We start from the raw sequence: 23,723 nt of genomic DNA, 5'->3' as shown, positions 1-23,723 counted from the left end.
CAAAAAAAATGCCTTACAAAGAGCATCAATGTAAGGCATTTAGATATTATTTTTAAATATTATCCACCATAAATTATTCCTTCTGGGATGTAATAATGTTCATAATCGTTTAAGATTACTTCCCATTCATCATTTGATTTTTTTGCGTTAACACTATCTCCATTTGAAGTCCACTCACCTTGGGCAAATTTTAATGTATGTTTTAAGAGTCCTTTAATCTGAACATCTATAGCTGCAGTGCCGGAGCCTCTTACAACACCAAATTTTGCAGTTGAAGAACCTTTTCTCGCATTTCCTAAAGCAGCATCTACATTTCCAGTGGCATGATATTTTGTGCCTGCAACTTTTGCATCAGTAGATTTGCTTTGAACCCCACCTCCTTTAACAGATATATTTAATCCATAACTAGCCGATGATCCTCTGCGTGCCACTGCACGATTTAAAAACACTCTAATTTTATATGTTCCAGATTGTGAAGCTGTGCCGTTAAATTTGTTAGTGCCTTCATTTTCACCAATATAAATTGCTTCACCAGTTGACCCGGGTTCCATTACATTAAAATAAATGGAAGTACTTTTAGAATTTAAGGCAATAGAGATGGTTTGATTTGCATTTACCGATAATAAATAATCGATAATTAAATCACCTTTAATTGTTCCATTAATTAACGTTCCTGATTTGCCCGGTCCAAAAGTTACTTTCTTTGATTGAATTTGAGCAAAAGATACTAACGGCAAAATTACCGCTAATGTCATAAAAATTTTAAATTTTTTCATAATGTATTTAATGTTAGAGTTTTGAAATAAAGTTAAAAATTATTTTAATTAAAAGTGGATTATTTTTTTCTAATATAGAATAAAATAAGTATCGCCATTACTGCTGATTGAGCTAAGGTTAATGCAATGGCTATTTCTAGTGTTGGCATTTCAGAGGTAAATGGTGCAACCGTTTTTAAAATATCGTCTTTTAAACCAATTAAAACAACATTTCCTAAATTATTACTCCAATGAAGTCCGATGGACATCCACAAAGAACCTGTTTTGTAAGCCGTCCAGCCAAAAAGAATACCTGAAATTAAGTATGGAGTTGCTGCAAAAATACTTCCTTTAAAAGCACTAATGTTACCAATATGAGGATAAGCAAAAATAATAGCCTGAAATAGAATAAAAACGAATGGATTTTTTACTATTCTTCTAATGGCTTGTGTCAAATACCCTCTAAATAGTAATTCTTCGGCACTTGATTGAATAAAAATCCCAAAGAAACTAATTAAAAACATAGGTATAAAAGCTTGCCAATTAAATCCAACATACTTTAAATTAAGTAATCCAATTGCATTAAGACTAAAAGACATAAGCAATTGAACAACCATAAAACCAATAAAACCAAAGGCTAAATTTCCTTTTTCAACTTTAAATGCAGGCATAGCAACAGACCAAGTGGGTCTTTTATGAATCCAATGTGTTATAAATGGTATTATGACAAAAGGAACTGCAAAACAAGCAAGTATTGTTGCATTTGAACCTAATTCTGTTTGAAGAAACTCAGGGTCAAACATCATAATGGGAAGTATTATAGCATTTGATAGCATAAAGTAAGTAAAAAAGCACAAAACCATACCAACGGCATACTGCAAAACACCAGCTTTCCCTTCATCAGACCATTGTAAATAATTTTTAACTACAGTGTCTTTCAAGTTATAATTTTGATTTTCCATTTTCATTATTTTAATTAATCTAAGATGTTTTTCCGTTACCCATTATAAAAAGAACCATCCAATAGATTGCCATAGTAATACTTGAAAAAGCAATTCCAAATAAAATTGAAGCAGTTACCCTTATGATAATATTTGCTTTACTGTATATTTTTATATCATAAAAAAATTGGTATAAAAACCAAAAGGAATAAGCAAATTGTCCTACATCAGTAATTGTTTTTACAGCTTTTAAAAACTCAATATTAGAGGTGATTAATGAAAAAAGAGCAGTAATTTTTGTTATAATCAATAGTCCAGATGCCTTGTAAATATTCAATATCAAATGCTCTGCAAAGTTGTACTTGCTCTTTTTTAATAGCAGATAAGTAAATAAAGAGATTATTGGAATGGTAATAAAAATAATTGTTTTAGGGTTGTCCCTCATAAAATTAAAGTAATCGGTAAGGATTTTTACATTAGTGTCTTTATCTGCATTTAATGACGCTTCCGATACTTTACTATATTTGTCCAAAAACACTCCTATCCCTGAAAGAAGAATAAACAAAGTCATATAGTTCATATGTCGAACTCTTTTTCCTTCAATATATTCTCTAATCGAATGACCTGGTCTTGTAGCTAACTCTTTTACAGTATAAAATGGACCATTTTTAAAAAAGGAATAATATTTACTTGCAATATCATTTTTAAAGATGTCTTTTGGTGAAAAACGAGAAGTACTGGTTTTTTGCCCACAATTTTGACAGTAAGATCCACTAGTTTCAGATCCGCAATTTAGACAATTCATATTTATAGTAATTTTAGAAGTGTTACTTTTTGTTTTTTATATATTGGATAATTGTGGCAATTATTAGGAATAGTAAAATAGGATATAGTATGAACAGATCTACTCTAATAATTGGTGTTTCTTCAGTTTTGGACCAAAACTGAACATAAGTTTCCCAAACAGCATATAGCAAGAGTGCTATAATTGTAATTTTTTGAAGTTTTGTCATTTTGCTAGTATTTTATTTGTTTATAAAAATAAATTTAAAATAGATTTTAACTTGGTTTTTTAATGAAATCTCAAATTCATTGGTAAAGGAAAAAAGTGTAATTCCATTTTGCTTAGAATATTAGAACTATCCTGATTTATAGAAAATCAGAATTGTTTTAAAGTTTTAAATATATTAAAATAATTTTAAAAGCCCCCAATGTTTTTAATTATCAATGTTTTTTCTAAATAAAAGATAAGAGTAAAGGATGTGTTTTTAGTAAACAGTTTTTTGATGAAATGGTGTTAGTTTTTTTTCAAAAGCAGTGCAACCCCAATGAAATGTTGTACTTTTAAAGCTTAATTTTTTTAATTAAAGAAAATGAAAAAGCTAAAAGTAATTGCTTTCGATGCTGATGATACGCTTTGGGGCAATGAAATGTATTTTGATGAAACCGAAAAAAAATTCTGTGGTTTGATGGAAGATTACCTTTCGCATCAAGGAATTTCATCTGAATTGTTTCAAATAGAAATTGCCAATTTAAAACTTTACGGCTACGGCATCAAAGGCTATATTTTATCGATGATTGAGGCAGCTATGAAAATATCCAATAATACTATTTCCATTGAAGCAATTGAAAAAATTGTACAATACGGAAAAGATTTACTAGAAAAACCGGTTGATTTGCTTGACGGAGTAACGGAAACTTTAGAAGCTCTGAGTGGAAAATATAAATTAGTTGTAGCAACCAAAGGAGATTTATTAGACCAAAGACGAAAGTTGCACAATTCGGGTTTAGGCCCTTATTTTCATCATATTGAAGTGATGTCAGACAAACAAGAAATCGATTATTTGGATTTGATTCAGCGTTTGGAAATACAACCCGATGAGTTTTATATGATTGGTAATTCGCTCAAGTCGGATGTTTTGCCTGTGCTTTCAATTGGTGGTTATGCAGCACATATACCGTTTCACACGACTTGGGCACACGAGAAAATAGACCACAAAGTAGAGCATCCTAATTTTACCACTTTGCAACAATTAACCGAAATAATTCCACTTTTAACATAATGAAGCAGCCGTTTGACCTTGAAAATTGGAACAGAAAAGAGCATTTTCATTTTTTTAGACAACTTAGTGAACCGTTTTTTGGTGCTACTGTAGCTATCGATTGCACTAAGGCATACGATAAAGCCAAATCCATTTCATCTTCTTTCTTTGTTTATTATTTGCACAAAACCTTACAAGCGGTCAATGCAATTGAAAATTTTAGATACCGTATTGAGAACGATACGATTGTCGTTTACGATAGAATTGATGGTTCTGCGACTATTGGCCGTGCTGATGGAACTTTTGGTTTTTCGTTAATAGAATATCATCCAGATTTTACTGTTTTTGAAAAAAATTCGCTTGAAGAAATCAAACGTATTCAAAACAACACAGGCTTGTTTACTCGTTCTTTTGATTTGGATAATTTAATTCATTTTTCGGCTGTGCCTTGGTTGGATTTTACGTCTCTATCGCACGCTCGGAGTTTTACTTTTCCTGATAGTTGCCCAAAAATTTCTTTTGGGAAAATGGTTGTTGAAAGGGATGGAAGTAAACGAATGAATATGTCAGTGCACGTTCATCACGGTTTAATGGATGGCTTGCATTTGGGACAATTTGTAGATTATTTTCAGCAAATTATGAACGAGTAAGTTTTTCAATTTCTGGTATACTCTTTGCTGTAAAAATCGTACTATTTTTAATATGCATCTTTATGAAAAAGCTATTGGTTCTTTTTATTTTTTGTAGTACTCTTTTGACTTTTGGTCAAATAAAGTTAGTCTCACATCCTTTAGAATTAAAAAAAGCAAAAGAGTACCATCAAATCATCAATACCTCTGATAGGCAAAATGATAATGTCTTTGTTTTTGCTACCGATAAAGAAAAAACAACGATTCTAAAATACAGTCCCTTTTTGTTTTTCAAAGACAGTATGGTGACCAAAAGACCGGATATTGGTTACAAATTGATGGCAGGTTACTCTTTTGGACCAGACGAAAATCCTACGCTATATTGGACTGATTCCAATTTCAAGAACATAGCTGCGGTTCATTATGATTTGGTTACAAAGAAAACGACGGCAAACTATTTTCAGTTGCCTTTACAACGAGAAACAGTGCTTCACGCCTTTAATGAGAACAATAAATTTTATGTTCTTACCAAAAAGAATACTACCGAAGTTTTATTGCTTTATGTTTTTAAAGGAGGTGAAAAAACGCAATATCTTATTGATTTTAGTGGTTTTGAGTTTGTCAATAGTAAAAAAGAAGCCATAAGTTTATCAATGATTTTGTCTGTTTTGCCTTTAGAAAAAATAGAAACACGTGCTTATAATCCTTTGTTTAAAGCCACAAGTAAATCCAAATTTTATGTACGGGAGAACGACATTCTCTTCACGTTCGACCATAATACAAATGAAACACAGTTGTTTCAATTGGATCTCAAGACCTTACAACTCGTTGAGCGTAGCATTCCACAATTTCGGTTGAAACGCCTTAATGGATTGTCGAATTCTTATTATCACGAAAACAAAATATATCAAGTAACTGCAAATGATGAAGAATTACATTTTGGATTTAAAGACTTTGAAACCAATGTGATAATCAAAGAATTTAGTGTGACAAAAAATGATACCATCACTTTCAAAAACTCACCTTTGTTCGCTCAAGTTATGAACCAGCGACCAAAAGCAATGAAAACAACTGCCAAGTTTTTGAAGCAATTATCGGGTACTGATTTGGGAGTTACGGTCTATAAAACACCCAAGAATTTGTTTCTAACTATAGGGGGTAATCAAGAAATAGAACAATTGTCTACAGGGTTTGCACCAAATGGGGGAGACTTTGTAACCAATTCTTATTTTATTCCATTGAATGTTTATTTTGAAAGTGTTTTGGACAAAAAAGGAAATCATATCAACTCAAAACCTGAGCCTTTGGCCACCGATTTTATAGGTCAGTTTTCTTTTGAAAACCCACAAGCGGTTTTGCAAAGCACTTTCAGGCATAAGAATTATTATATTAATGGATATTACGATACCAAGTTGAAGCAATTTGTGATGCAGAAATTTTATGATGGTTTTTAATATTTTGCCTTTATAATTGTGTTCTAATTGTTATCTTAGTGTTTCCCTAAATCCGTTTTTTAAAATTGTCATTAACTTAAAAAAAGAAAACTATGTTGTCTAAAAATATTGAAGTCGCACTAAATAATCAAATTCGAATAGAAGCAGAGTCTTCACAGATTTATTTGTCAATGGCTTGTTGGGCCGAAGTGAATGGACTGGAGGGCATTGCACAGTTTATGTATGCGCAATCCGATGAAGAGCGTGCACATATGTTGAAACTGATTAAATACGTCAATGAACGTGGTGGTCACGCACAAATCACCGATTTAAAAGCACCAAAAACATCCTATGACGCTTTTCAAGGGATGTTTGAGGAATTGTACAAACACGAGATTTTTGTGTCAAATTCTATCAACGAATTGGTGCATATCACTTTTGCAGAAAAAGATTATGCCACGCACAATTTCTTGCAATGGTATGTAGCTGAACAAATTGAAGAAGAAGCTACGGCTAAATCTATTTTGGATAAAATCAATTTGATTGGTGATGATAAAGGAGGCTTGTATTTATTTGACCGCGATATTCAGCAAGCTGCTGTTGCCAGTGCTGCCGCAGTAGCTGCAACCAAGTAATTCTCCTAAATAACTTTTAACCCGAATGCATTATTCGGGTTTTTTTATGCTTTTTTATGTTAAAGTTTATTTAGAATAGATAAAAACAATATATATTTGCCTTCGAAATTAAGACTCAAAATTATGAGTAAGAAAGACAAAGAAAAGGACAAAAAGAAAGGTAAAAAAGAAAAGAAAGACCAAAAGAAGAAAGCGCTTTTGGCCAAAATCAAAGTTGCCGAAAACTGCAAGTCAAAATGTTGCGGAAAATACGAAAAAGGCGAAAACAAACGTTGCGGCCGTTGTCCTATGTTTGATTTGATTAAAAAAGTAGCGTAATTCTAAAATTGCTACTACATTGCACACTCAACTGTGTGTTTTATGTTTTTTATTGCCAACCATCCCATTTACAATCATCCACTACCAGAAGGACATCGCTTTCCGATGCTCAAATACGAATTGCTTCCCAAGCAGTTACTCCACGAAGGAACCGCTGAGTTCACAGATTTCTATTCTCCTGATAGTATCGATTTATCCTTGGTGCAAGCTGTACATAGTGCAACTTATGTTAAGGCTCTCACTGAATTAACCCTCGATGCTAAAGCCATTCGTAGTATCGGATTTCCGCTTTCTGCAGCGTTGGTCGAGCGAGAGTTGCGTATTGCACAAGGTACAGTTGCGGGTTGTAATCACGCGTTGGAACACGGCATCGCTTTTAACATTGCTGGTGGAACCCATCACGCATTCTCGGACAGAGGAGAGGCTTTTTGTTTGCTCAACGATCAAGCGATTGCAGCTCAATACCTTATTGATCAGAAGAAGCGCCAAAAAATCCTCATTGTAGATCTCGATGTACATCAAGGCAATGGCACAGCCGAAATCTTTCAAAATAATGCTGATGTCATTACTTTTTCGATGCACGGTCAGAGCAATTATCCTTTTCGAAAAGAAACTTCAGATTACGATATCCCTTTGCCAGACAAGACGGATGATTCAACTTATTTGGCCATTTTACAAGAAACACTTCCAGAATTACTGAACATCCATCGTCCCGATTTTGTGTTTTACTTAGCGGGTGTGGATATTTTGGGTACGGACAAATTAGGGAAATTAGGGTGTACTTTAGAAGGCTGCAAAGCTCGAGATAGCTATGTTTTAGGTCTTTGTAAATCATTGGGGATTCCTCTACAAGTGAGTATGGGTGGCGGTTATTCCCCAGCGATAAAAACCATAATCGAGGCGCACGCTAATACGTATCGAGTAGCGAGAGCGTTGTATTAGTTTGCTTTAAATTTGAAACATATAAGTCATTGAAGTTTTGGATTGAAGGTTTTTTGAACCATATAAGGGATGTAAGGTCATTTGAGTTGTGTTGTGAAATCCTTGGCGAAGTTTAACCGCAAAGTTCGCAAAGAAGGCGCAAGGCTCGCAAAGTAGTAAACCATATAAGTCATATAAGGACATTTAAGTTCTATTGAAAATCCGTTTCATCCGTTTTATCCGCGGCATCCGTGGCCAATAATTAACCACAAAGTTCATAAAGCAAGCGCGAGGTTCGCAAAGTAGTAAGCCATCTAAGGCATTTAAGGTTATATAAGTTCTGTTGAAAATCCGTTTTATCCGCGACATCCTTGGCCAATAATTAACCACAAAGTTCACAAAGCAGGCACAAAGATTCACTAAGCACATAATATTAAACCAAAAAGACATTCAGAACATTCAAGCTTTTTACTCAGCTTTTATGTCCTTAAATGCCTTCTATGGTTTTGAAGAATTCTGCTGCTTATAGAAAACTCAATTGGCTCATATGTTTTATATTAATTCTTCCTGATTAAGATAAATGTTTTCTAATAGCTGAATGATTTCATCCGCATATTGTTGCGTTCGTTTTTCTCCAAATCCTTTAATCCATTGAAAATCGGAACTCGTTTTGGGATGTTGCACCGCTATTTGAATCAGATGGCTGTTGTGACACACCATAAATGGTTTCAAACCATTAGTTTTGGCTTTTTCGTTGCGCCATTTTTTCAAATGTTGAAACCTATCGACTTGGTCTTGGGTTAAGTCGGTGAGCGACTCTTTTTCACGGGGCGCAAGATTGATTTTCTCTTTATAATGCAACAAAACCGACCAATAACTAGCATCGGATTCTATGAAATGGGTATCGGATTGTACCAATTCTACCGAGGCGATAAAATCATTAAGCTGTTGCTGGTCTTGCGCCAAATGAGGAGCATCTACCCGAACGGAAAATACTTGTACATTCATAGCTACGGATTTTATTTACCAATCAAAAGGATTTCATTCACTATCACTTCGGTGATGTAGCGTTTTTCCCCGTTCTTATCTTCGTAACTGCGGTGGGTGAGTTTGCCTTCGATGGCTACTTCCTTGCCTTTGGTCACGTATTTCTCGATGATGTCGGCTGTTTTTCCCCAGGCAGTTACTTTGTGCCATTCGGTTTGTTCTACTTTGTCACCTTTGTCGTTGCGGTAAGTGTCGTTGGTAGCGATAGTAAGGTTGGCTAGTTTTTTACCTCCGTCGAAGGTTTTGATTTCTGGTTCGTTTCCTACGTGACCGATTAATTGTACTCTGTTTTTCATTGCATTCATGGCGTGTAAATTTAAAAGTTAGGCATATACTTAAAATGTTCGTGTCGGATGAGCAACAAGGTCGTTGTTTCATTTCGACAGGGCAAAGATGCGGTGCCGATTGATAATTAGTCGGTTGCATCCCATTTACTTTCGGTTGTAATTGTTTGTAACCGTTTGTAAATGGAAATTTTTGAGTATATTTGGGGGAATTGCTAATTAAACCTAAATAAAATGGAATTACCTAAATATCATGAAACGTTTATCCCAGTACTTGAAATTCTAAATACAGTTGAGTCGATTAAAAGTAGAGATTTAGCATCCAAGGTGAGAGATTTATATTATTCTGAACTCCCTATAGAATTAATGAACCAAAAAACTAGTTCCGGAGCAAATGTATTGATTGATAGAATACTTTGGGGGAAATCTTATTTAAAAATGGGGAAATTTGTAATGTATCCCAAAAGAGGTTTTGTTCAAATAACAGAAAAAGGAAAAAGAATTTTAGAACTAGGAAATTTACCTCTGCAAGACCTTCAAAATGATTCAGATTTTATTAATCATCGTGAGACTGTAACGAGTGAAAAAGTAAACGAAATAGAGGATGAAATCATTAAAATTGAAAATGCATCCCCACAAGATTTAATAGATTCTGGATTTTCAACAATAGAAACTGAAGTAAAAACAGAACTTTTAGAAAGACTAAAAGAAATAGACCCATATTATTTTGAGAAGGTGATTTTAATTTTGCTAAAAAAAATGGGTTATGGAGATTTTATCGAAACATCTAAATCTGGTGATGGGGGAATTGATGGAATTATTAATGAAGACAAATTAGGGTTAGAAAAAATTTATACACAAGCTAAACGATATAACGAAAATAAAGTTAGAGAAAAAGACATTAGGAATTTTATTGGGGCAATGAGTGGAGATACTAGTAAAGGAGTTTTTATAACCACTTCTACTTTTGATGATGCCGCAGTTAAGAAGGCCAAAGAAGCTCATCACAGAATTATATTGATAGATGGTTTGAAACTAGTTGATTTAATGCATCAATATAATGTAGGTGTCCAAGTAAAGACTATTTATGAGATTAAAGAAATTGATAATGACTTTTTCGAAGAAAACTAATCCATAAATGTGTCATTTAAAAAAACCAATCACTAACCCCCTAAAACCCCACACCCTATGCAAACGAAAATCAAAAAAGTAGAATTGCGCAATTTGGCGTTTGAGGATTATAAGCAACTCAAGAACTCGATGGTGGAATCCTATCCCGAAATGGCCGATTCCTATTGGCGTTCCGAGGACATCGAGCGCTTACTGGCCATTTTTCCCGAAGGACAGTTGGTGATTTTGGCCGATGGGAAAGTGGTGGGTTCGGCCTTGTCGTTGATTGTAGACGAAAAATTGGTCGACAAACGCCATAATTATTTGGAGGTCGTAGGCAATTATTCGTTTTCGACCCACAATCCGTTTGGGGAGATTTTGTATGGCATCGATGTGTTTATTCATCCCAATTATCGCGGCTTGCGTTTGGGACGCCGTTTGTATGATGCCCGCAAAGAACTGTGCGAACAACTCAACCTAAAAGCGATTGTTTTTGCGGGACGAATTCCCAATTATGGGCAGTATGCCGATAAAATGTCGCCCAAAAAATACATCGACAAAATCAAAAGCAAACAACTACACGATCCCGTATTGTCGTTTCAGTTGAGCAACGATTTTCACGTGTTGCGCGTCATCAAAAATTATTTAGTAGGCGATGAAGATTCGAAGGAATTCGCCGTTTTGCTCGAGTGGAATAACATTTATTATGACGAAAGTCCCAAGCTCATCAACACCGAAAAATCAGTGATTCGGCTAGGGCTTATTCAGTGGCAAATGCGCTCGCTCTCCAATCTCGACGCCTTGTTTGAACAATCCGAGTTTTTTATCGATGTGGTCTCGGGCTATGGTTGCGATTTTGCGTTGTTTCCAGAACTGTTCACCGCGCCTTTGATGGCCGATTACAATCATCTCACCGAGGCCGAAGCCATACGCGAATTGGCCAAATATTCGGACCCAATTCGCAAGCGGTTTCAGGAGTTTGCCATTTCGTACAACATCAATATCATCACGGGAAGTATGCCGTATTTAGAAGGCGGGAATTTGTATAATGTTGGTTTTTTGTGCAAGCGCGACGGGACTTCAGAGATGTATGCCAAAATTCACGTTACGCCCAATGAGGTTCAACATTGGGGAATGAAAGGCGGCTCCGAAATCAAAACCTTTGATACCGATTGCGGGAAAATAGGCGTGATGATTTGTTACGATGTCGAATTCCCTGAACTCTCCCGATTAATGGTCGACGAAGGAATGAATATCTTGTTTGTCCCCTTCCTGACCGATACGCAAAACGCCTACACCAGAGTCAAACATTGTTCCCAAGCGCGAGCCATCGAAAACGAGTGTTTTGTAGCCATAGCGGGATGTGTGGGGAATTTGCCTAAGGTCAATAATATGGATATTCAGTATGCGCAATCGGCGGTGTTTACGCCCTCGGATTTTGCGTTTCCGAGCAACGGCATCAAAGCCGAAGCCACACCCAACACCGAGATGACACTGATTGTCGACGTCGATTTGGATTTGCTCAAAGAGCTGCACGAACACGGCAGCGTGCGCATCCTTAAAGACCGAAGAACCGATTTGTACGAAATAAAAAAGATAAAAAACGGAGAGAAATAGTGAAGGGGGAATATTTAGGAACAGGCACAAAAGGCTTTTCAGGAAGCATCGTCCCGCTATCCGCTATATCTTTTTTCCCCCGAAAGGTGAAAAAAAGGATGCCGCTCCTATCGGGGTTAGAGAGTAACAAGGGGATTTTTTTGGTTTAAAAGGAAAATTTGTAAAAAACAAAAACACACCCCCAGCCCCTCTCAAGAGGGGAGTTAGGAACGTAAAACCATTAGTGTTTAAAAATACATTTTTGAATAATAACCAAAATATCTCTTTTTGCACAGTCGAATTCCCCTCTTGAGAGGGGTTAGGGGTGTGTCAAGTGAGAGAACCAAAGTGAATAATAGTGAAAAACATATCATTTAGCACATTTTAATTCCCCTCTCGCGAGGGGCTAGGGGTGTGTTAAGCGAGAGAACTAAAGTGAATAGAAACGAAAAACATATCATTTAGCACATTCGAATTCCCCTCTTGAAATCGAAGATTCAACGACTCCAAAATAAATATCATAAGGAGTTAGAGGGGTTAGGGGTGTGTCGAGTGAGAAAATAAAAATGAACAATACAACCAAACGCCTCATTTATTAAGATTATAACGAAATGGCCAAACGAAAAATCATTCCATACGATCCAAAGCTAAAAGAATTGGCTAGACAATTAAGAAATGATTCGACTAAAACAGAAATTTTTCTTTGGTTAAAGCTGAAAGGAAAACAGATGTATGGTTATGATTTTCATCGGCAAAAGCCTATAGATAGTTACATTTTAGATTTTTTTTGTTATGAGTTGATGTTAGGAATTGAAGTCGATGGGTATTCCCACGAGTTTTTAGAAGTATATAATAAAGACACTGTAAAAGAGAAAAGAATGAATCAGTTAGGGATTACGGTTTTACGTTTTACAGATGAACAAGTTTTGAAAGATATGGAGAATGTTTTGCGAGCTATTGAGTATTATATCATAGAATATGAAAAACACACCCCCAGCCCCTCTCAAGAGGGGAGCTAGGAACGCAAAACGTTTAGTGTTTAAAACACATTTTGAATACTAACCAAAACGTATCATTTAGCACATTTAAGTTCCCCTCTCGAGAGGGGTTAGGGGTGTGTCAAGCGAGAGAATCAAAGTGAATAATACCCAAAACACATCATTAAGCACATTTTAATTCCCCTCTCGAGAGGGGTTAGGGGTGTGTAAAATGAGAAAACAAACACAAAACCCTGTTCCCTAACTAGCCCTGATGGGAGGGAATATCCTTTTTTGACCCAATTTTTCTCGGGGCAAAAAAGATAGGAAGGACAGCAGGAACCAATGATAACCAATAAAGCCTTTTGCTGGGCTTCGAATAAAAAAGTGTCAATTGATAAAATAAATAGCGTATGAAAACCTGCCTAGAATGTGGTGAAAAAATTGTAGGTCGCGAGGACAAGAAATTTTGTAGCGATAGCTGCCGAAATGCCTACAACAATAAAATAAATAAGGATAGTACGAATTATATGCGGAATATTAACAATAAGTTGCGCAAAAATTACCGAATTTTGTCAGAATTGAATGTAGAAGGTAAAACGAAAACGACTCGAGCCAAGTTGATGAGCAAGGGTTTTGACTTTGAATTTTTTACTTCGATTTTGAATACCAAAACAGGAAATACCTACTATTTTTTGTACGACCAAGGTTATATGATTTTAGAGAATGACTATTATGTGCTAGTCAAAAAAGATATTTAAATACCACATCCCCAATGTTATGAAAAAATACGCCTCTTTACTTTCGGTTTTTGTGCTGTTGCTCGTTTTGGCAGCAGGTTACTTTTTGCAAATGCCGCAAACCATAGAATATGAAGAACAAAATCTAGCCAATTTTTCGACCAAGCGGGCTTTCAAAATGGTAGAAAAGATGACGAGGGAACCGCATTATGTAGGTTCTGCCAACCATGATGTGGTCGCACAAATGCTAGTGCAAGAATTGAAAACGATGGGTATTGCTACTCAAGTGCAAGAAGGCTACACCATGAGCGATTGGGGAAATCTGGTACAGTCTAAAAATATTATTGGGCGCATTAAGGGAACGAATTCTAAAAAAGCGTTGTTGTTGCTCTCGCATTACGATAGTGCGCCGCATTCTTTTTCGCACGGAGCTAGTGATGATGCTTCTGGAGTAGCGACAATTATTGAAGGCGTTCGTGCTTTTTTGCAGTCCAAAAAACAGCATAAAAACGACATCATTATTGTTTTTTCGGATGCCGAAGAATTGGGTTTAAACGGAGCTGCCTTGTTCGTGACGCAACATCCTTGGGCTAAAGAAGTAGGTTTGGCACTCAATTTTGAAGCGCGCGGCTCTTCGGGACCGAGTTATATGTTGATGGAAACCAACAAGGGGAATGCTGGTTTGGTGAACGAATTTTCTAAAGCAGGCGTGACCTATCCCGTTTCAAATTCGTTGATGTATAGTATTTACAAAATGTTGCCTAACGATACGGACTTAACCGTTTTTAGAGAGAAAGGTAACATTCAGGGATTGAATTTTGCGTTTATCGACGACCATTATAATTACCACACCCAGCAGGATGATTCTCAGCATTTGGCCAAAAATACTTTGGCACACCAAGGTCGTTACTTAATGCCTTTGTTGACGTATTTTTCGAATGCCAATTTGGACGTGGTACAAGCTACTGAAGATGAGGTGTATTTTACGATTCCGTTTACGTTTATCAGTTATCCGTTTTCTTGGGTAGTACCGATGACGATTATTGCGGGAGTGTTTTTTGTGTTTTTCCTTTTCATTGGCAAAGCCAAACGCATTTTTACTTTTAGAGAATTGTTCAAAGGTCTGATTCCGCTTTTGGGTGCCTTGGGTATCGCGGGTGGATTGACGTATTTTGGCTGGAAAGGATTGCTTTGGACTTATCCGCAATACAACGATTTACTCAACGGATTTACGTATAATGGCCACGATTATATAGCGGCTTTTGTACTGTTGAGTTTGTCGATTTGTTTCTTGATGTACCATTGGTTTTCTGCCAAAAAAGTGACGATGAACCATTATGTAATGGTATTGCTAGTTTGGATGGTCATTAACGGATTTATTGCTAATTCACTCGCGGGTGCTGGTTTTTTGATTATCCCAGTCTATTTTGGATTAATTGCTTTTGGGGCGTTTGTGTTAACGCAAAAATCAAATTGGGTATTAAACTTAATCTGTGGCATTCCAGCAGTATTACTTTTGGCGCCATTCATTCAAATGTTCCCCGTTGGTTTGGGATTAAAAATCTTATTTGGTAGCGCAATCCTAACGGTACTTACTTTCGCGTTGTTGTTGCCTGTTTTTGGTGCATTTTTACATAAAGGGAAATGGGCTTTGGGATTGTTTGTGTTATCGTTGTTGTTTTTTGCCAAAGGTCATTTTAATTCTGATTACGAAATTGGAAAAGCAAAATCCAATAGTTTGGTGTACTTGTACAATGCAGATACCAATCAAGCTTTTTGGGTGACGTATGATGTGAATCTTGACGATTGGACCAAAACCTATTTGGGTGCCAATCCTAAAAGCGCGAAACCGCTTAACGATATGCCGTTGTTTAGCAAATATAATTCTGGTTTTACTTATGCAGCAACAACGGATTTTGTGGGTGTAAAGAAGCCTTTAATCTTATTTACAAAAGACAGTATTGCGGGCAATTTGCGATACATTCAATTGAAAATTATACCAAATCGAAAAGTCAACCGCTATGATATTTTTGCCAATGAAGCGATGACTTTTTATAATTTTAGAGCCAATGGTGCTAGAAATTTAGGTGATACCAGTTCGACCTTAGAACGAAAAGGCAAAAAACTATTGAGCTATTACGTGGTTAACAATGCGCCTTTGGTACTCGATTTTAGTATCAATGCATCAGCGGTTATCGATATGGAATTGCTAGAATCTTCTTTTGATTTATTGCAAAATCCAATGTTTAACATCAAACCAAGAGACAATTGGATGATGCCGACACCTTTTGTACTCAACGATGCTGTAGTCATTCGTAAAAAAATTAGAAAAGGACAACAAGCTATCCCTAAAGAATTGGTTATTCCTGTTACGGATTCATTGGTTGTGGCAAAAGATAGTTTGAGGAAATAGTAGCCTGATATTTAGAGGAAATAGATATCCGAGTTTTAAAATACAATCAAATGATTTTGATGCAACTTTTAGTTAGGCTGTAACAAATGTCAAAATTAAGTTACGTTTTAACAGATTTTATTAATTGAATTTCAAAAAATCAAAAATTATGAAAATATTAAAAACTATTTTGGCACTAGTACTTTTTGTAAGTACGATTGCAATCGCTCAAACAACACCAACAAAAATTCTCATTAACAATGTTCAAATTTTTAATGGAAAAGACAGCAAAACCGTAAAAGGGAATGTGCTAATCGAAGACAATTTGATTAAAACCATCTCGACGAATCCAATTGTAACCGACCGAAGTGGTACAACCCAAATTATAGATGGACAAGGTAAATTTTTGATGCCGGGTCTTATTGATGCACACTCACATTTAATGTTTGAGTCAATGCCGCAAATGAAAGCGCTACTCTCAGATGTGGCGTATATCAATTTATTTGCTGCTAAAGCTGCTGAAAAACAACTGTTGCGTGGTTTTACAACCGTTAGAGACGTTGGTGGTTCCTCACTTCCTTTGCATAAAGCCATTCAAGATGGACTTGTTGTGGGTCCAAGGGTTTTTTCGAGTGGTGCTATTATCTCGCAAACAGGGGGCCACGGCGATTTTGGTTTGCCTACCGATGTACCTCGAAAAATTGGAGAATTATCTTATTTTGAAAGAACTGGAATGGTCGCAATTGCAGATGGAGCTGACCAAGTATTGATGCGAACTCGCGAACAGCTTCGACAAGGTGCAACCCAACTAAAATTAATGGCTGGTGGTGGAGTTGCCTCTGATTATGACCCCTTGGACGTAACTCAATATACCGAAGCTGAATTTAGGGCCGCCGTATTGGCCGCCGAGAATTGGGGAACGTATGTTACCGTTCACGCCTATACCCCTTTGGCAATCAAAAGTGCTATAAACGCTGGAGTAAAATGCATTGAACACGGGAATCTTGCGGACGAAGCGACTGCAAAATTTATGGCAGAAAAAGGAATTTGGTGGTGTCTTCAACCTTTTTTGGATGATGAGGATGCTATTCCTTTTCCCAACGGAAGTGCCAATAGAGCCAAACAATTAGAAATGACCGCAGGAACTGACAATGCTTATAAAATGGCAAAGAAATTTAATGTGAAAGTAGCTTGGGGAACCGATTGCTTATTTGATGCTGGATTGGCACAAAAACAAGGGAAGCAATTGGCAAAAATGAAACGTTGGTATACCCCTTTTGAAATATTAAAAATGGCCACTTCTACAAATGCCGAATTATTGGCTTTGAGTGGAAAAAGAAGCCCCTATCAAAAAGGGAAATTAGGCGAAATTTCAGAAGGTAGTTATGCCGATTTAATTTTGGTTGACGGTAATCCCCTAGAGAACATTGATTTAATTGCCAATCCCGATACTAATTTTAAAATTATTATGAAAGACGGAATCGTTTATAAAAATACTTTGGTTAAATAAATCCAAAATCCATTGTTCAATATTAAACCTAAGGAAAAGTGGATAATGCCAATACCTTTTGTACTCAGCCATACTGTTGTCGGTCGAAAAAAATAAAAGAACAATAAAATTTCCCCATAGAGTTAGTGTTTCCCGTGACAGTTGTATTGGCTGTAGCAAAAGATGATTTGTGTAAAGATTATTTAAACACCTTATTTCTAATTTGTTGAAGTAAGGTGTTTTTGTTTTTATTTGAATTATTTTTTTTATATTTATATGTTAATCGTTGATTTTGTGCAGATTATGTATCAAAACAAATAAACAACCTAAAAAAACAAAGCCAATGAAGAAATCTATTATTACAGTTTTTGCTATAGCGATGCTTTTGCTAGCTTGCAAAAAAGAGGAAAAAGCTACCCAGTCAAGCAACCAAGGAGTTGCAGAGGTGTATTACAACGGAGATATCATCACTATGGAAGGCGATAAGCCTACTTATGCAGAGGCTTTGGTTGTTAAAGATGGCAAAATAGCCTTCGTTGGAAGCGAAGACGAAGCGATGAAACAAGCTGGTGAAGGACATGTTATGAAAGATTTGGAAGGGAAAACTTTGCTGCCCGGTTTTTTAGACGCACACAGTCATTACATAAATTCTCTTTTGGTGGCCAATCAATGCAAATTATACGCACCGCCATCGGGTCCCGCTAAGGATGTACCTAGTATTATTGCAACATTAAAACAATATGCTGCTGAAAGAAATATTCCTAAGGGAGAAATGATTATGGGTTATGGATATGACGACAACGTAATGCCTAACGGGGTACTTTTAAATCGTGATGATTTAGATAAAGCTTTTCCAGATAATCCTGTTCGTATCGACCACGTTTCGATGCACGGAGCCGTGATGAATAGCCTTGCGCTAAAAAAATATGGTATCGATGCAAATACTAAAACACCCCCAGGAGGAGTAATTGTTCGAAAACCTGGTACACAAGAGCCTTATGGTTTGATAATGGAGACCGCTTTTTTGCCAGTGATGGAAAAAGCTGAGCCAATGACTGCAGAACAAGAAATTGAATGGACCAAAGCAGGGCAGATGCTTTATGCTGAGGCTGGTATAACTACCGCTCACGAAGGAGCTTCTCATTTGCCGCAAATCGAAACTATGAAAAGAGCTTCAGAGGCAGGGGCAAACATTATTGATGTGGTAGCTTATCCTTTTATTACAGATGTAGATAATATTTTGAAGGTCATTCCTTTGACTGAATGGACTAAGTATAATAAAGGTTTTAAAATTGGGGGTGTAAAAATTACCACTGATGGTTCACCACAAGGAAGAACGGCCTACTTTACAACTCCATATTTAACAGGTGGTCCAGGAGGAGAGAAAAATTGGAAAGGCGAATTGACATTTCCACAAGATATGATAAACAAAATGGTGAAAAAAGTGTACGATATGAATGTCCCTTTAATTTTGCATTGCAATGGCGACGGTTCAATTGATGCTTTTTTGAAAGCATATGAATTTGCTCGAGCAGGAGATTATAACAAACCTTGGAATGTTACGACGATACATACTCAATTTATGCGTAAAGATCAAATACCAAAGTTTGTTCAATATAAAGTTCGTCCTTCATTCTATACATTACACACGTATTATTTTTATGAAGCTCATTTAAAAAATCGTGGATTTAACCAAGCACAATACATAAGCCCAATGCGTGATGCCATAGCTGCAGGCTTGAAACCTACCAATCATACCGATTTTGTGGTGGCTCCTCTCGATCAAATGTTTATGCTTTGGAGTGCCGTTAATCGTATTTCACGCGCTGGTGCCAATGTTGGTTTGGATCAAAGAGTTACACCTTACCAAGCTTTACAAGCTATGACTATAAATGTTGCTGATCAATACGACGAAATAAGTTCTAAAGGTTCCCTAAAAGCAGGCAAAAGAGCCGATTTGGTGATTTTGGACAAAAATCCTTTAAAAGTAGATAAAACGGCTATTAAGGATGTAAAAGTAATAGAAACTATCAAAGATGGTAAAACAGTATTTATAAAAAAATAAAATAGCAACTATAATTAATCAATTATGAAAAAAGTAGCAGTATTAGTACTGATCACTTTTTTGTTTTTACAATGCAAAAAAAGTGAAAATACTTCAGCAAACAATACCCAAGGGAGTAATGAAAATGTGACTATGTACTATGGTGGCGACATCATTACCATGGAAGGCGATCAACCTACTTATGCTGAGGCATTGGTAGTGAAAGATGGTAAAATTGCTTTTGTGGGTGGTAAAGACGAAGCCATGAAACAGGCCGGCGAAGACCATAGTATGGTCGATTTGAAAGGACAAACCTTAGTGCCCGGCTTTGTCGATGGTCATGCACATTTTGCGAGTTTTGGTTCGCAAGCTGTAACGGCCAATTTATTGGCCAATCCAGATGGGAAGTGTGATGATATACCCACATTAATTGCAACGCTAAAGGAATGGCATGCTGTCAATGGTGTAGACAAAACCAATGGTTGGATTGTAGGAATGGGTTTTGATGACGCAGCGCTTAAAGAAAATCGCTTCCCAACCAAGGATGATTTAGATAAGGTTTCTAAAGACATTCCTGTTATTGCAGTGCATATTTCGGGACATTTTTCTGTTATGAATTCTAAAGGTTTAGAAAAAGTTGGTATCACCAAGGATACAAAAGATCCTAGTGGTGGATTAATTCGTAGAGTTGCTGGATCTAAAGAACCTAATGGCGTTTTAGAAGAATTAGCATCTATACCCAATATGCTTAAAATATTAACACCAGAAACCCCAGAATTAGGTGATTTCTATATGGATAAAGGACAAGAATTAGCACTTAGCTATGGCTATACTACTGCCAATGAAGGGAGAGCTATGGTAGGCAATCATAAAACTTTTGTAGATTATGCCAACAAAGGCAAGTTCAAACTAGATGTTAATTCTGATGTAGATTATACCGTTACAAAAGAACTTATGGCTACCGAATGGAATTCTAAAACCTATAAAAATCATTATAGAATTAAAGGCGTAAAACTAACGTTAGATGGCTCTCCGCAAGGCAGAACAGCTTGGAGAACGATTCCGTATATCTTACCACCAGATGGTCAGCCTAAAACCTACAAAGGATATCCGGCACTTCCTGAGGATAAAGAGGTAGAGCGTGTGGTGAACGAGGCTTACTCCAACAATTGGCAATTATCTATTCACTGTAATGCAGATGCTTCAATGGACCAACTGTGCAGAGCACTTGATAAAGTAGAGAGAAAATTAGGTTCAAAAGAGCGAAGAACGGCTTTAATTCATGGACAATTAATTCGAATGAATCAAATTGATAGCCTCAAAAAATATAAAATCATTGGCTCATTTTTTCCGATGCATACTTTTTATTGGGGGGACTGGTATAAAAAAATTATTGGATCTGAAAAGGCTAATCAAATTAGCCCTATCAAAACAGCTCTAAATAAAGGTGTTAAGGTCACAAGCCACACCGATGCCCCAGTTGCCTTACCTAATCTGATGATGATTATGTATACTACTGTAAATCGTTTGAGTCGAAGTGGTTCGGTAATGGGTGAGTCAGAAAGACTTACACCATATGAAGCATTAAAATCTTTAACGATTTGGGGAGCCTATCAATTCTTTGAAGAAGATAGTAAGGGTTCACTTAAAGAAGGTAAACTAGCTGATTTGGTTGTCTTAGACAAAAATCCTTTAAAAGTCGATCCAATAACCTTGAAAGACATTAAAGTTATGCAAACGATTAAAGAAGGTAAAACGGTTTATACACGTAAATAAATATTACAATGAAAAAGCACCAGGTATTCTGTGCTTCACTTGCAGTCTAAACGAACAAATAATGAAAGTAAAACTCCTTACCTTAGTCCTTTGCGGCCTTGCGTTAAGCGCCGTTTTCTCTCAGACCCCGCAACAAGCTAATGCACCTACCTCCAAGACATTTCTGATCACGGGTGCTAGTTCAGGTTTTGGTCGTGCAACGACCGAGCGACTCGCCTCGGAAGGACATCACATATATGCAGGAGCACGCCAAATGGAGGACCTCAATGCACTGGGAAAACTTGCAAACGTGACCCCGGTTCGGCTTGATGTAAACGTGCAGGCTGAAGTCGATGCCGTCGTAGCAAAAATCAAAGCCGATGGGCGCAAGCTCGACGGTTTGGTCAACAATGCTGGCGTCGCGATCCTGTTTCCTTTGAACGAGACCACGGAAGAAGACTTGCGATACGTTATGGATGCCAATGTAATAGGACCTTGGCGAGTGACTAAGACCTGTGCGCCGCTGCTGGTTGAAGCCAAAGGACGCATTGTCAATATCAGCTCCATTTCCGGAATCTTCGGTGCACCGCTCCTCGGGCCCTATTCGATGAGCAAGCACGCGGTCGAAGCCTACACCGAATCCTTACGCGGTGAAATGGCGAAGTTCGGTGTAACGGTTTGTGCGATAGAGCCAGGAAATTTCGCGACCGGAGTAGGTCAGACTGCTTTCGAAAGAATGAAGTCAAAAGGGCAAACCTACGCAGGATCACCTTTTGAAGAAGCCGCGAAACAAAATATGGAAAGACTGCGCCTGCCGGACGGAAAGGAAGGTCCTGACCGGGTAGTGTGTGCGATTTTTGCGGCGCTGCTCGACCCCGTTCCGAAGCCTCGCTCACTGGTTGTTTCCAATCAGCGAGATGCGGAGGTAGCGCTTCGTAGCCACATCCGCAAACTGGCCCAGCTCAACTATAACCAGGAATTTAGCTATACAAGGGAGCAGCTTATCGAAATGCTCGATGCAGCCATGAACGAGGTAGGTGCAGGAGCATCCCGTACTAAGAAACGAAATTGATTGTTATGAAAAAGTATGGTAAGCAAAACTCTTTGCCGCCGCTCATGTGGCTTAGCGTTCAACTATGTAATTGGCCAGATATGCTTCTAAACCATTGGCGGGATTAAAAGTTGACACAATTACTTTTAAAAGAAAGCACAGAAATGGAAACCATCAAAGAGGTAAAACAATTTATGTCAAAAAATAGTAACTACCCGACCGGAGATAAAGACTATAAAAATTTTTTTATAGAATTTCAGGTCGTGTTGTATAAAAATGAGAAAAGTTGCTGATTTTTAACAACTTAAACACACAACATTATGAAGATTAAATATTTAGTAGCGCTTGTATTATGTAATTTTTTGTCTTACGGACAAGAATCTCAAGATGATTTAGCCAAAAAGTTGGCTAATCCAATCGCATCATTAATTAGTCTTCCCTTTCAAAATAATTTGGATCATGGTATTGGTACGCTAAATGGATCAAGGTACACCTTAAACATTCAGCCAGTAGTTCCTTTAAAAATTTCCGAAAAAATGAATCTTATTTCTCGTGTAATTGTCCCCATTGTAAATCAGTACAATGTTAGTGGGGTTAGTAATCAAGAATCTGGCTTAGCGGATATAGTAATGAGCGGATTTTTTTCTCCAAGTACACCAAAAGATGGATTTACTTGGGGTGCTGGTCCAGTGTTTCTTTTTCCTACAGGTACCGATGCTTATTTAACAGGAAAAAAGTGGGGTGTAGGCCCTACCGTTGTTGGCTTAAAGCAAAGTAATGGGTGGACATACGGAGCCTTAATTAACCAAATTTGGAGCATTGCAGGCAGTGATTCTAGAGAGGATATAAGTCAAATGTTTGTCAATCCGTTTATAACTTACAACTGGAAAAGTGGTGCTGGACTTACCGGAAATTTGGAATGGACTCAAAATTGGCAATCTAATACAACTAACATTTGGTTTGCCCCTATGTTTTCAGGATTGACTTCTTTTGGGAAACAGAAAGTGAGTTTGGCCATTGGACCAAAATTTAATGTCGTTGCCCCATCGGCAATTCGCAGTGATTTTGGACTCAGAGGATCATTAGTTTTTTTATTTCCTAAATAGAAAACGCTAAATTATCGTATAGCTGTGAAACAGTAAAAAATAGGATATTCTGACTCTGAATAAATAAACGATGACTCTAAAACTTCAAATTCTTTGGTCCATCCTTTGCGTAGCCTGGAATGGGCTCGGGCTTTACCGAATTTCCCAAGGGGAAAGACCCATTGGTCCGACCGCTTCATTGGCGGTGGCAATTATGACAGCCGTATTTGCCTTTTTGTTTTGGTTTTTTTACAATCAAAAGTTAAAAATACCCTATCTACTATTGTCGGGTTTAGCGGCTTTAATGGCGGCCTATGCGGTTTATGGTGCTTTTAGTCAAGATCCTTCCTTATGGCCTTCTGAATTATGGCGTTGGGCAGGTGTTGTACTAAATGGGATGGGGTTTCTGGCTGGCATAAAAGCCTTGATGAGTGGTGTCAATTGGAATGCTAAAAGTTAAAGGTACCGTACGGAAAAGA

The 23,723-nt window shown here is 37.1% G+C and carries 22 protein-coding genes; 17 read left to right on the top strand and 5 right to left on the bottom strand.

What is annotated here, in order from left to right; all coding sequences use genetic code 11:
- Positions 1-59 precede the first annotated feature (59 nt).
- From FLAVO9AF_RS10830 to FLAVO9AF_RS10820, 3 genes are read right to left on the bottom strand one after another with little or no spacing between them, the layout of a single operon-like run.
- The gene (locus FLAVO9AF_RS10830) at positions 60-776 is read right to left on the bottom strand and encodes a hypothetical protein (RefSeq protein ID WP_159688302.1); all 717 of its coding nucleotides are present in this window, start codon (positions 774-776) and stop codon (positions 60-62) included.
- A gap of 59 nt (positions 777-835) precedes the next feature.
- Positions 836-1,717 (bottom strand): CPBP family intramembrane glutamic endopeptidase, encoded by an 882-nt coding sequence (locus FLAVO9AF_RS10825; RefSeq protein WP_159688300.1) that lies wholly within the window; start codon positions 1,715-1,717, stop codon positions 836-838.
- A gap of 19 nt (positions 1,718-1,736) precedes the next feature.
- Positions 1,737-2,501, bottom strand: coding sequence for a DUF3667 domain-containing protein (locus FLAVO9AF_RS10820; protein WP_159688297.1), 765 nt, complete (start codon positions 2,499-2,501; stop codon positions 1,737-1,739).
- Between the two features lie 568 nt (positions 2,502-3,069).
- On the opposite strand from FLAVO9AF_RS10820, the gene FLAVO9AF_RS10815 reads away from it, so the two are divergent.
- The 6 genes from FLAVO9AF_RS10815 to FLAVO9AF_RS10790 all read left to right on the top strand — a co-directional run bounded on the left by FLAVO9AF_RS10815 (position 3,070) and on the right by FLAVO9AF_RS10790 (position 7,695).
- Positions 3,070-3,759, top strand: coding sequence for an HAD family hydrolase (locus tag FLAVO9AF_RS10815; RefSeq protein WP_159688294.1), 690 nt, complete (start codon positions 3,070-3,072; stop codon positions 3,757-3,759).
- The gene (locus tag FLAVO9AF_RS10810; RefSeq protein ID WP_159688292.1) at positions 3,759-4,388 is read left to right on the top strand and encodes a chloramphenicol acetyltransferase; all 630 of its coding nucleotides are present in this window, start codon (positions 3,759-3,761) and stop codon (positions 4,386-4,388) included. Before FLAVO9AF_RS10815 ends, FLAVO9AF_RS10810 begins: the two co-directional genes overlap by 1 nt.
- A 62-nt stretch (positions 4,389-4,450) precedes the next feature.
- Positions 4,451-5,821, top strand: a complete 1,371-nt coding sequence (locus tag FLAVO9AF_RS10805) for a hypothetical protein (protein ID WP_159688289.1) — start codon at positions 4,451-4,453, stop codon at positions 5,819-5,821.
- A gap of 92 nt (positions 5,822-5,913) precedes the next feature.
- Positions 5,914-6,435, top strand: a complete 522-nt coding sequence (locus tag FLAVO9AF_RS10800) for a ferritin (RefSeq protein WP_159688286.1) — start codon at positions 5,914-5,916, stop codon at positions 6,433-6,435.
- A 123-nt stretch (positions 6,436-6,558) separates the two neighbouring features.
- Positions 6,559-6,753 (top strand): hypothetical protein, encoded by a 195-nt coding sequence (locus tag FLAVO9AF_RS10795; protein WP_024980687.1) that lies wholly within the window; start codon positions 6,559-6,561, stop codon positions 6,751-6,753.
- 42 nt (positions 6,754-6,795) lie between these two features.
- Positions 6,796-7,695: a histone deacetylase gene (locus FLAVO9AF_RS10790; protein ID WP_159688283.1), complete on the top strand. Its 900-nt coding sequence runs from the start codon at positions 6,796-6,798 to the stop codon at positions 7,693-7,695.
- A 531-nt stretch (positions 7,696-8,226) separates the two neighbouring features.
- Here FLAVO9AF_RS10790 and FLAVO9AF_RS10785 read toward each other — a convergent pair.
- Together FLAVO9AF_RS10785 and FLAVO9AF_RS10780 are read right to left on the bottom strand one after the other, a co-directional pair.
- Entirely contained in the window at positions 8,227-8,682 is a 456-nt protein-coding gene (locus tag FLAVO9AF_RS10785; RefSeq protein WP_159688281.1) for an HRDC domain-containing protein, read from the bottom strand.
- A gap of 11 nt (positions 8,683-8,693) precedes the next feature.
- The gene (locus FLAVO9AF_RS10780; RefSeq protein WP_159688278.1) at positions 8,694-9,026 is read right to left on the bottom strand and encodes a single-stranded DNA-binding protein; all 333 of its coding nucleotides are present in this window, start codon (positions 9,024-9,026) and stop codon (positions 8,694-8,696) included.
- Positions 9,027-9,239: 213 nt separating this feature from the next.
- Here FLAVO9AF_RS10780 and FLAVO9AF_RS10775 point away from each other — a divergent pair, with 213 nt between their 5' ends.
- The 11 genes from FLAVO9AF_RS10775 (at position 9,240) to FLAVO9AF_RS10725 (ending at position 23,704) form a co-directional block, all read left to right on the top strand.
- Entirely contained in the window at positions 9,240-10,136 is an 897-nt protein-coding gene (locus FLAVO9AF_RS10775; protein WP_159688275.1) for a restriction endonuclease, read from the top strand.
- A gap of 57 nt (positions 10,137-10,193) precedes the next feature.
- Positions 10,194-11,732: a bifunctional GNAT family N-acetyltransferase/carbon-nitrogen hydrolase family protein gene (locus tag FLAVO9AF_RS10770; protein WP_159688271.1), complete on the top strand. Its 1,539-nt coding sequence runs from the start codon at positions 10,194-10,196 to the stop codon at positions 11,730-11,732.
- Positions 11,733-12,322: 590 nt separating this feature from the next.
- Positions 12,323-12,730, top strand: coding sequence for an endonuclease domain-containing protein (locus FLAVO9AF_RS10765; RefSeq protein ID WP_159688268.1), 408 nt, complete (start codon positions 12,323-12,325; stop codon positions 12,728-12,730).
- 371 nt (positions 12,731-13,101) lie between these two features.
- Positions 13,102-13,449: a hypothetical protein gene (locus FLAVO9AF_RS10760; RefSeq protein WP_159688265.1), complete on the top strand. Its 348-nt coding sequence runs from the start codon at positions 13,102-13,104 to the stop codon at positions 13,447-13,449.
- Positions 13,450-13,468: 19 nt separating this feature from the next.
- Positions 13,469-15,841: a M28 family peptidase gene (locus FLAVO9AF_RS10755; RefSeq protein WP_370516459.1), complete on the top strand. Its 2,373-nt coding sequence runs from the start codon at positions 13,469-13,471 to the stop codon at positions 15,839-15,841.
- Positions 15,842-15,989: 148 nt separating this feature from the next.
- Positions 15,990-17,330: an amidohydrolase family protein gene (locus FLAVO9AF_RS10750; RefSeq protein ID WP_159688262.1), complete on the top strand. Its 1,341-nt coding sequence runs from the start codon at positions 15,990-15,992 to the stop codon at positions 17,328-17,330.
- A 322-nt stretch (positions 17,331-17,652) separates the two neighbouring features.
- Positions 17,653-19,374: an amidohydrolase gene (locus FLAVO9AF_RS10745; RefSeq protein WP_201296294.1), complete on the top strand. Its 1,722-nt coding sequence runs from the start codon at positions 17,653-17,655 to the stop codon at positions 19,372-19,374.
- Positions 19,375-19,398: 24 nt separating this feature from the next.
- A complete protein-coding gene (locus tag FLAVO9AF_RS10740) occupies positions 19,399-21,129 on the top strand; it encodes an amidohydrolase (RefSeq protein WP_159688248.1) in 1,731 nt (576 codons plus the stop codon).
- Positions 21,130-21,190: 61 nt separating this feature from the next.
- On the top strand, positions 21,191-22,180 hold the full coding sequence (locus FLAVO9AF_RS10735) for an SDR family oxidoreductase (protein WP_159688245.1): 990 nt from the start codon (positions 21,191-21,193) through the stop codon (positions 22,178-22,180).
- 299 nt (positions 22,181-22,479) lie between these two features.
- On the top strand, positions 22,480-23,265 hold the full coding sequence (locus FLAVO9AF_RS10730; protein ID WP_159688242.1) for a hypothetical protein: 786 nt from the start codon (positions 22,480-22,482) through the stop codon (positions 23,263-23,265).
- Between the two features lie 70 nt (positions 23,266-23,335).
- Complete coding sequence (locus FLAVO9AF_RS10725; protein WP_159688240.1) at positions 23,336-23,704, top strand: hypothetical protein; 369 nt, start codon at positions 23,336-23,338, stop codon at positions 23,702-23,704.
- Positions 23,705-23,723: the final 19 nt, after the last annotated feature.

Origin of the sequence: Flavobacterium sp. 9R (genome assembly GCF_902506345.1) — a bacterium.
Classification (GTDB): domain Bacteria; phylum Bacteroidota; class Bacteroidia; order Flavobacteriales; family Flavobacteriaceae; genus Flavobacterium.
This window is presented reverse-complemented; position numbering and strand designations above follow the sequence as displayed.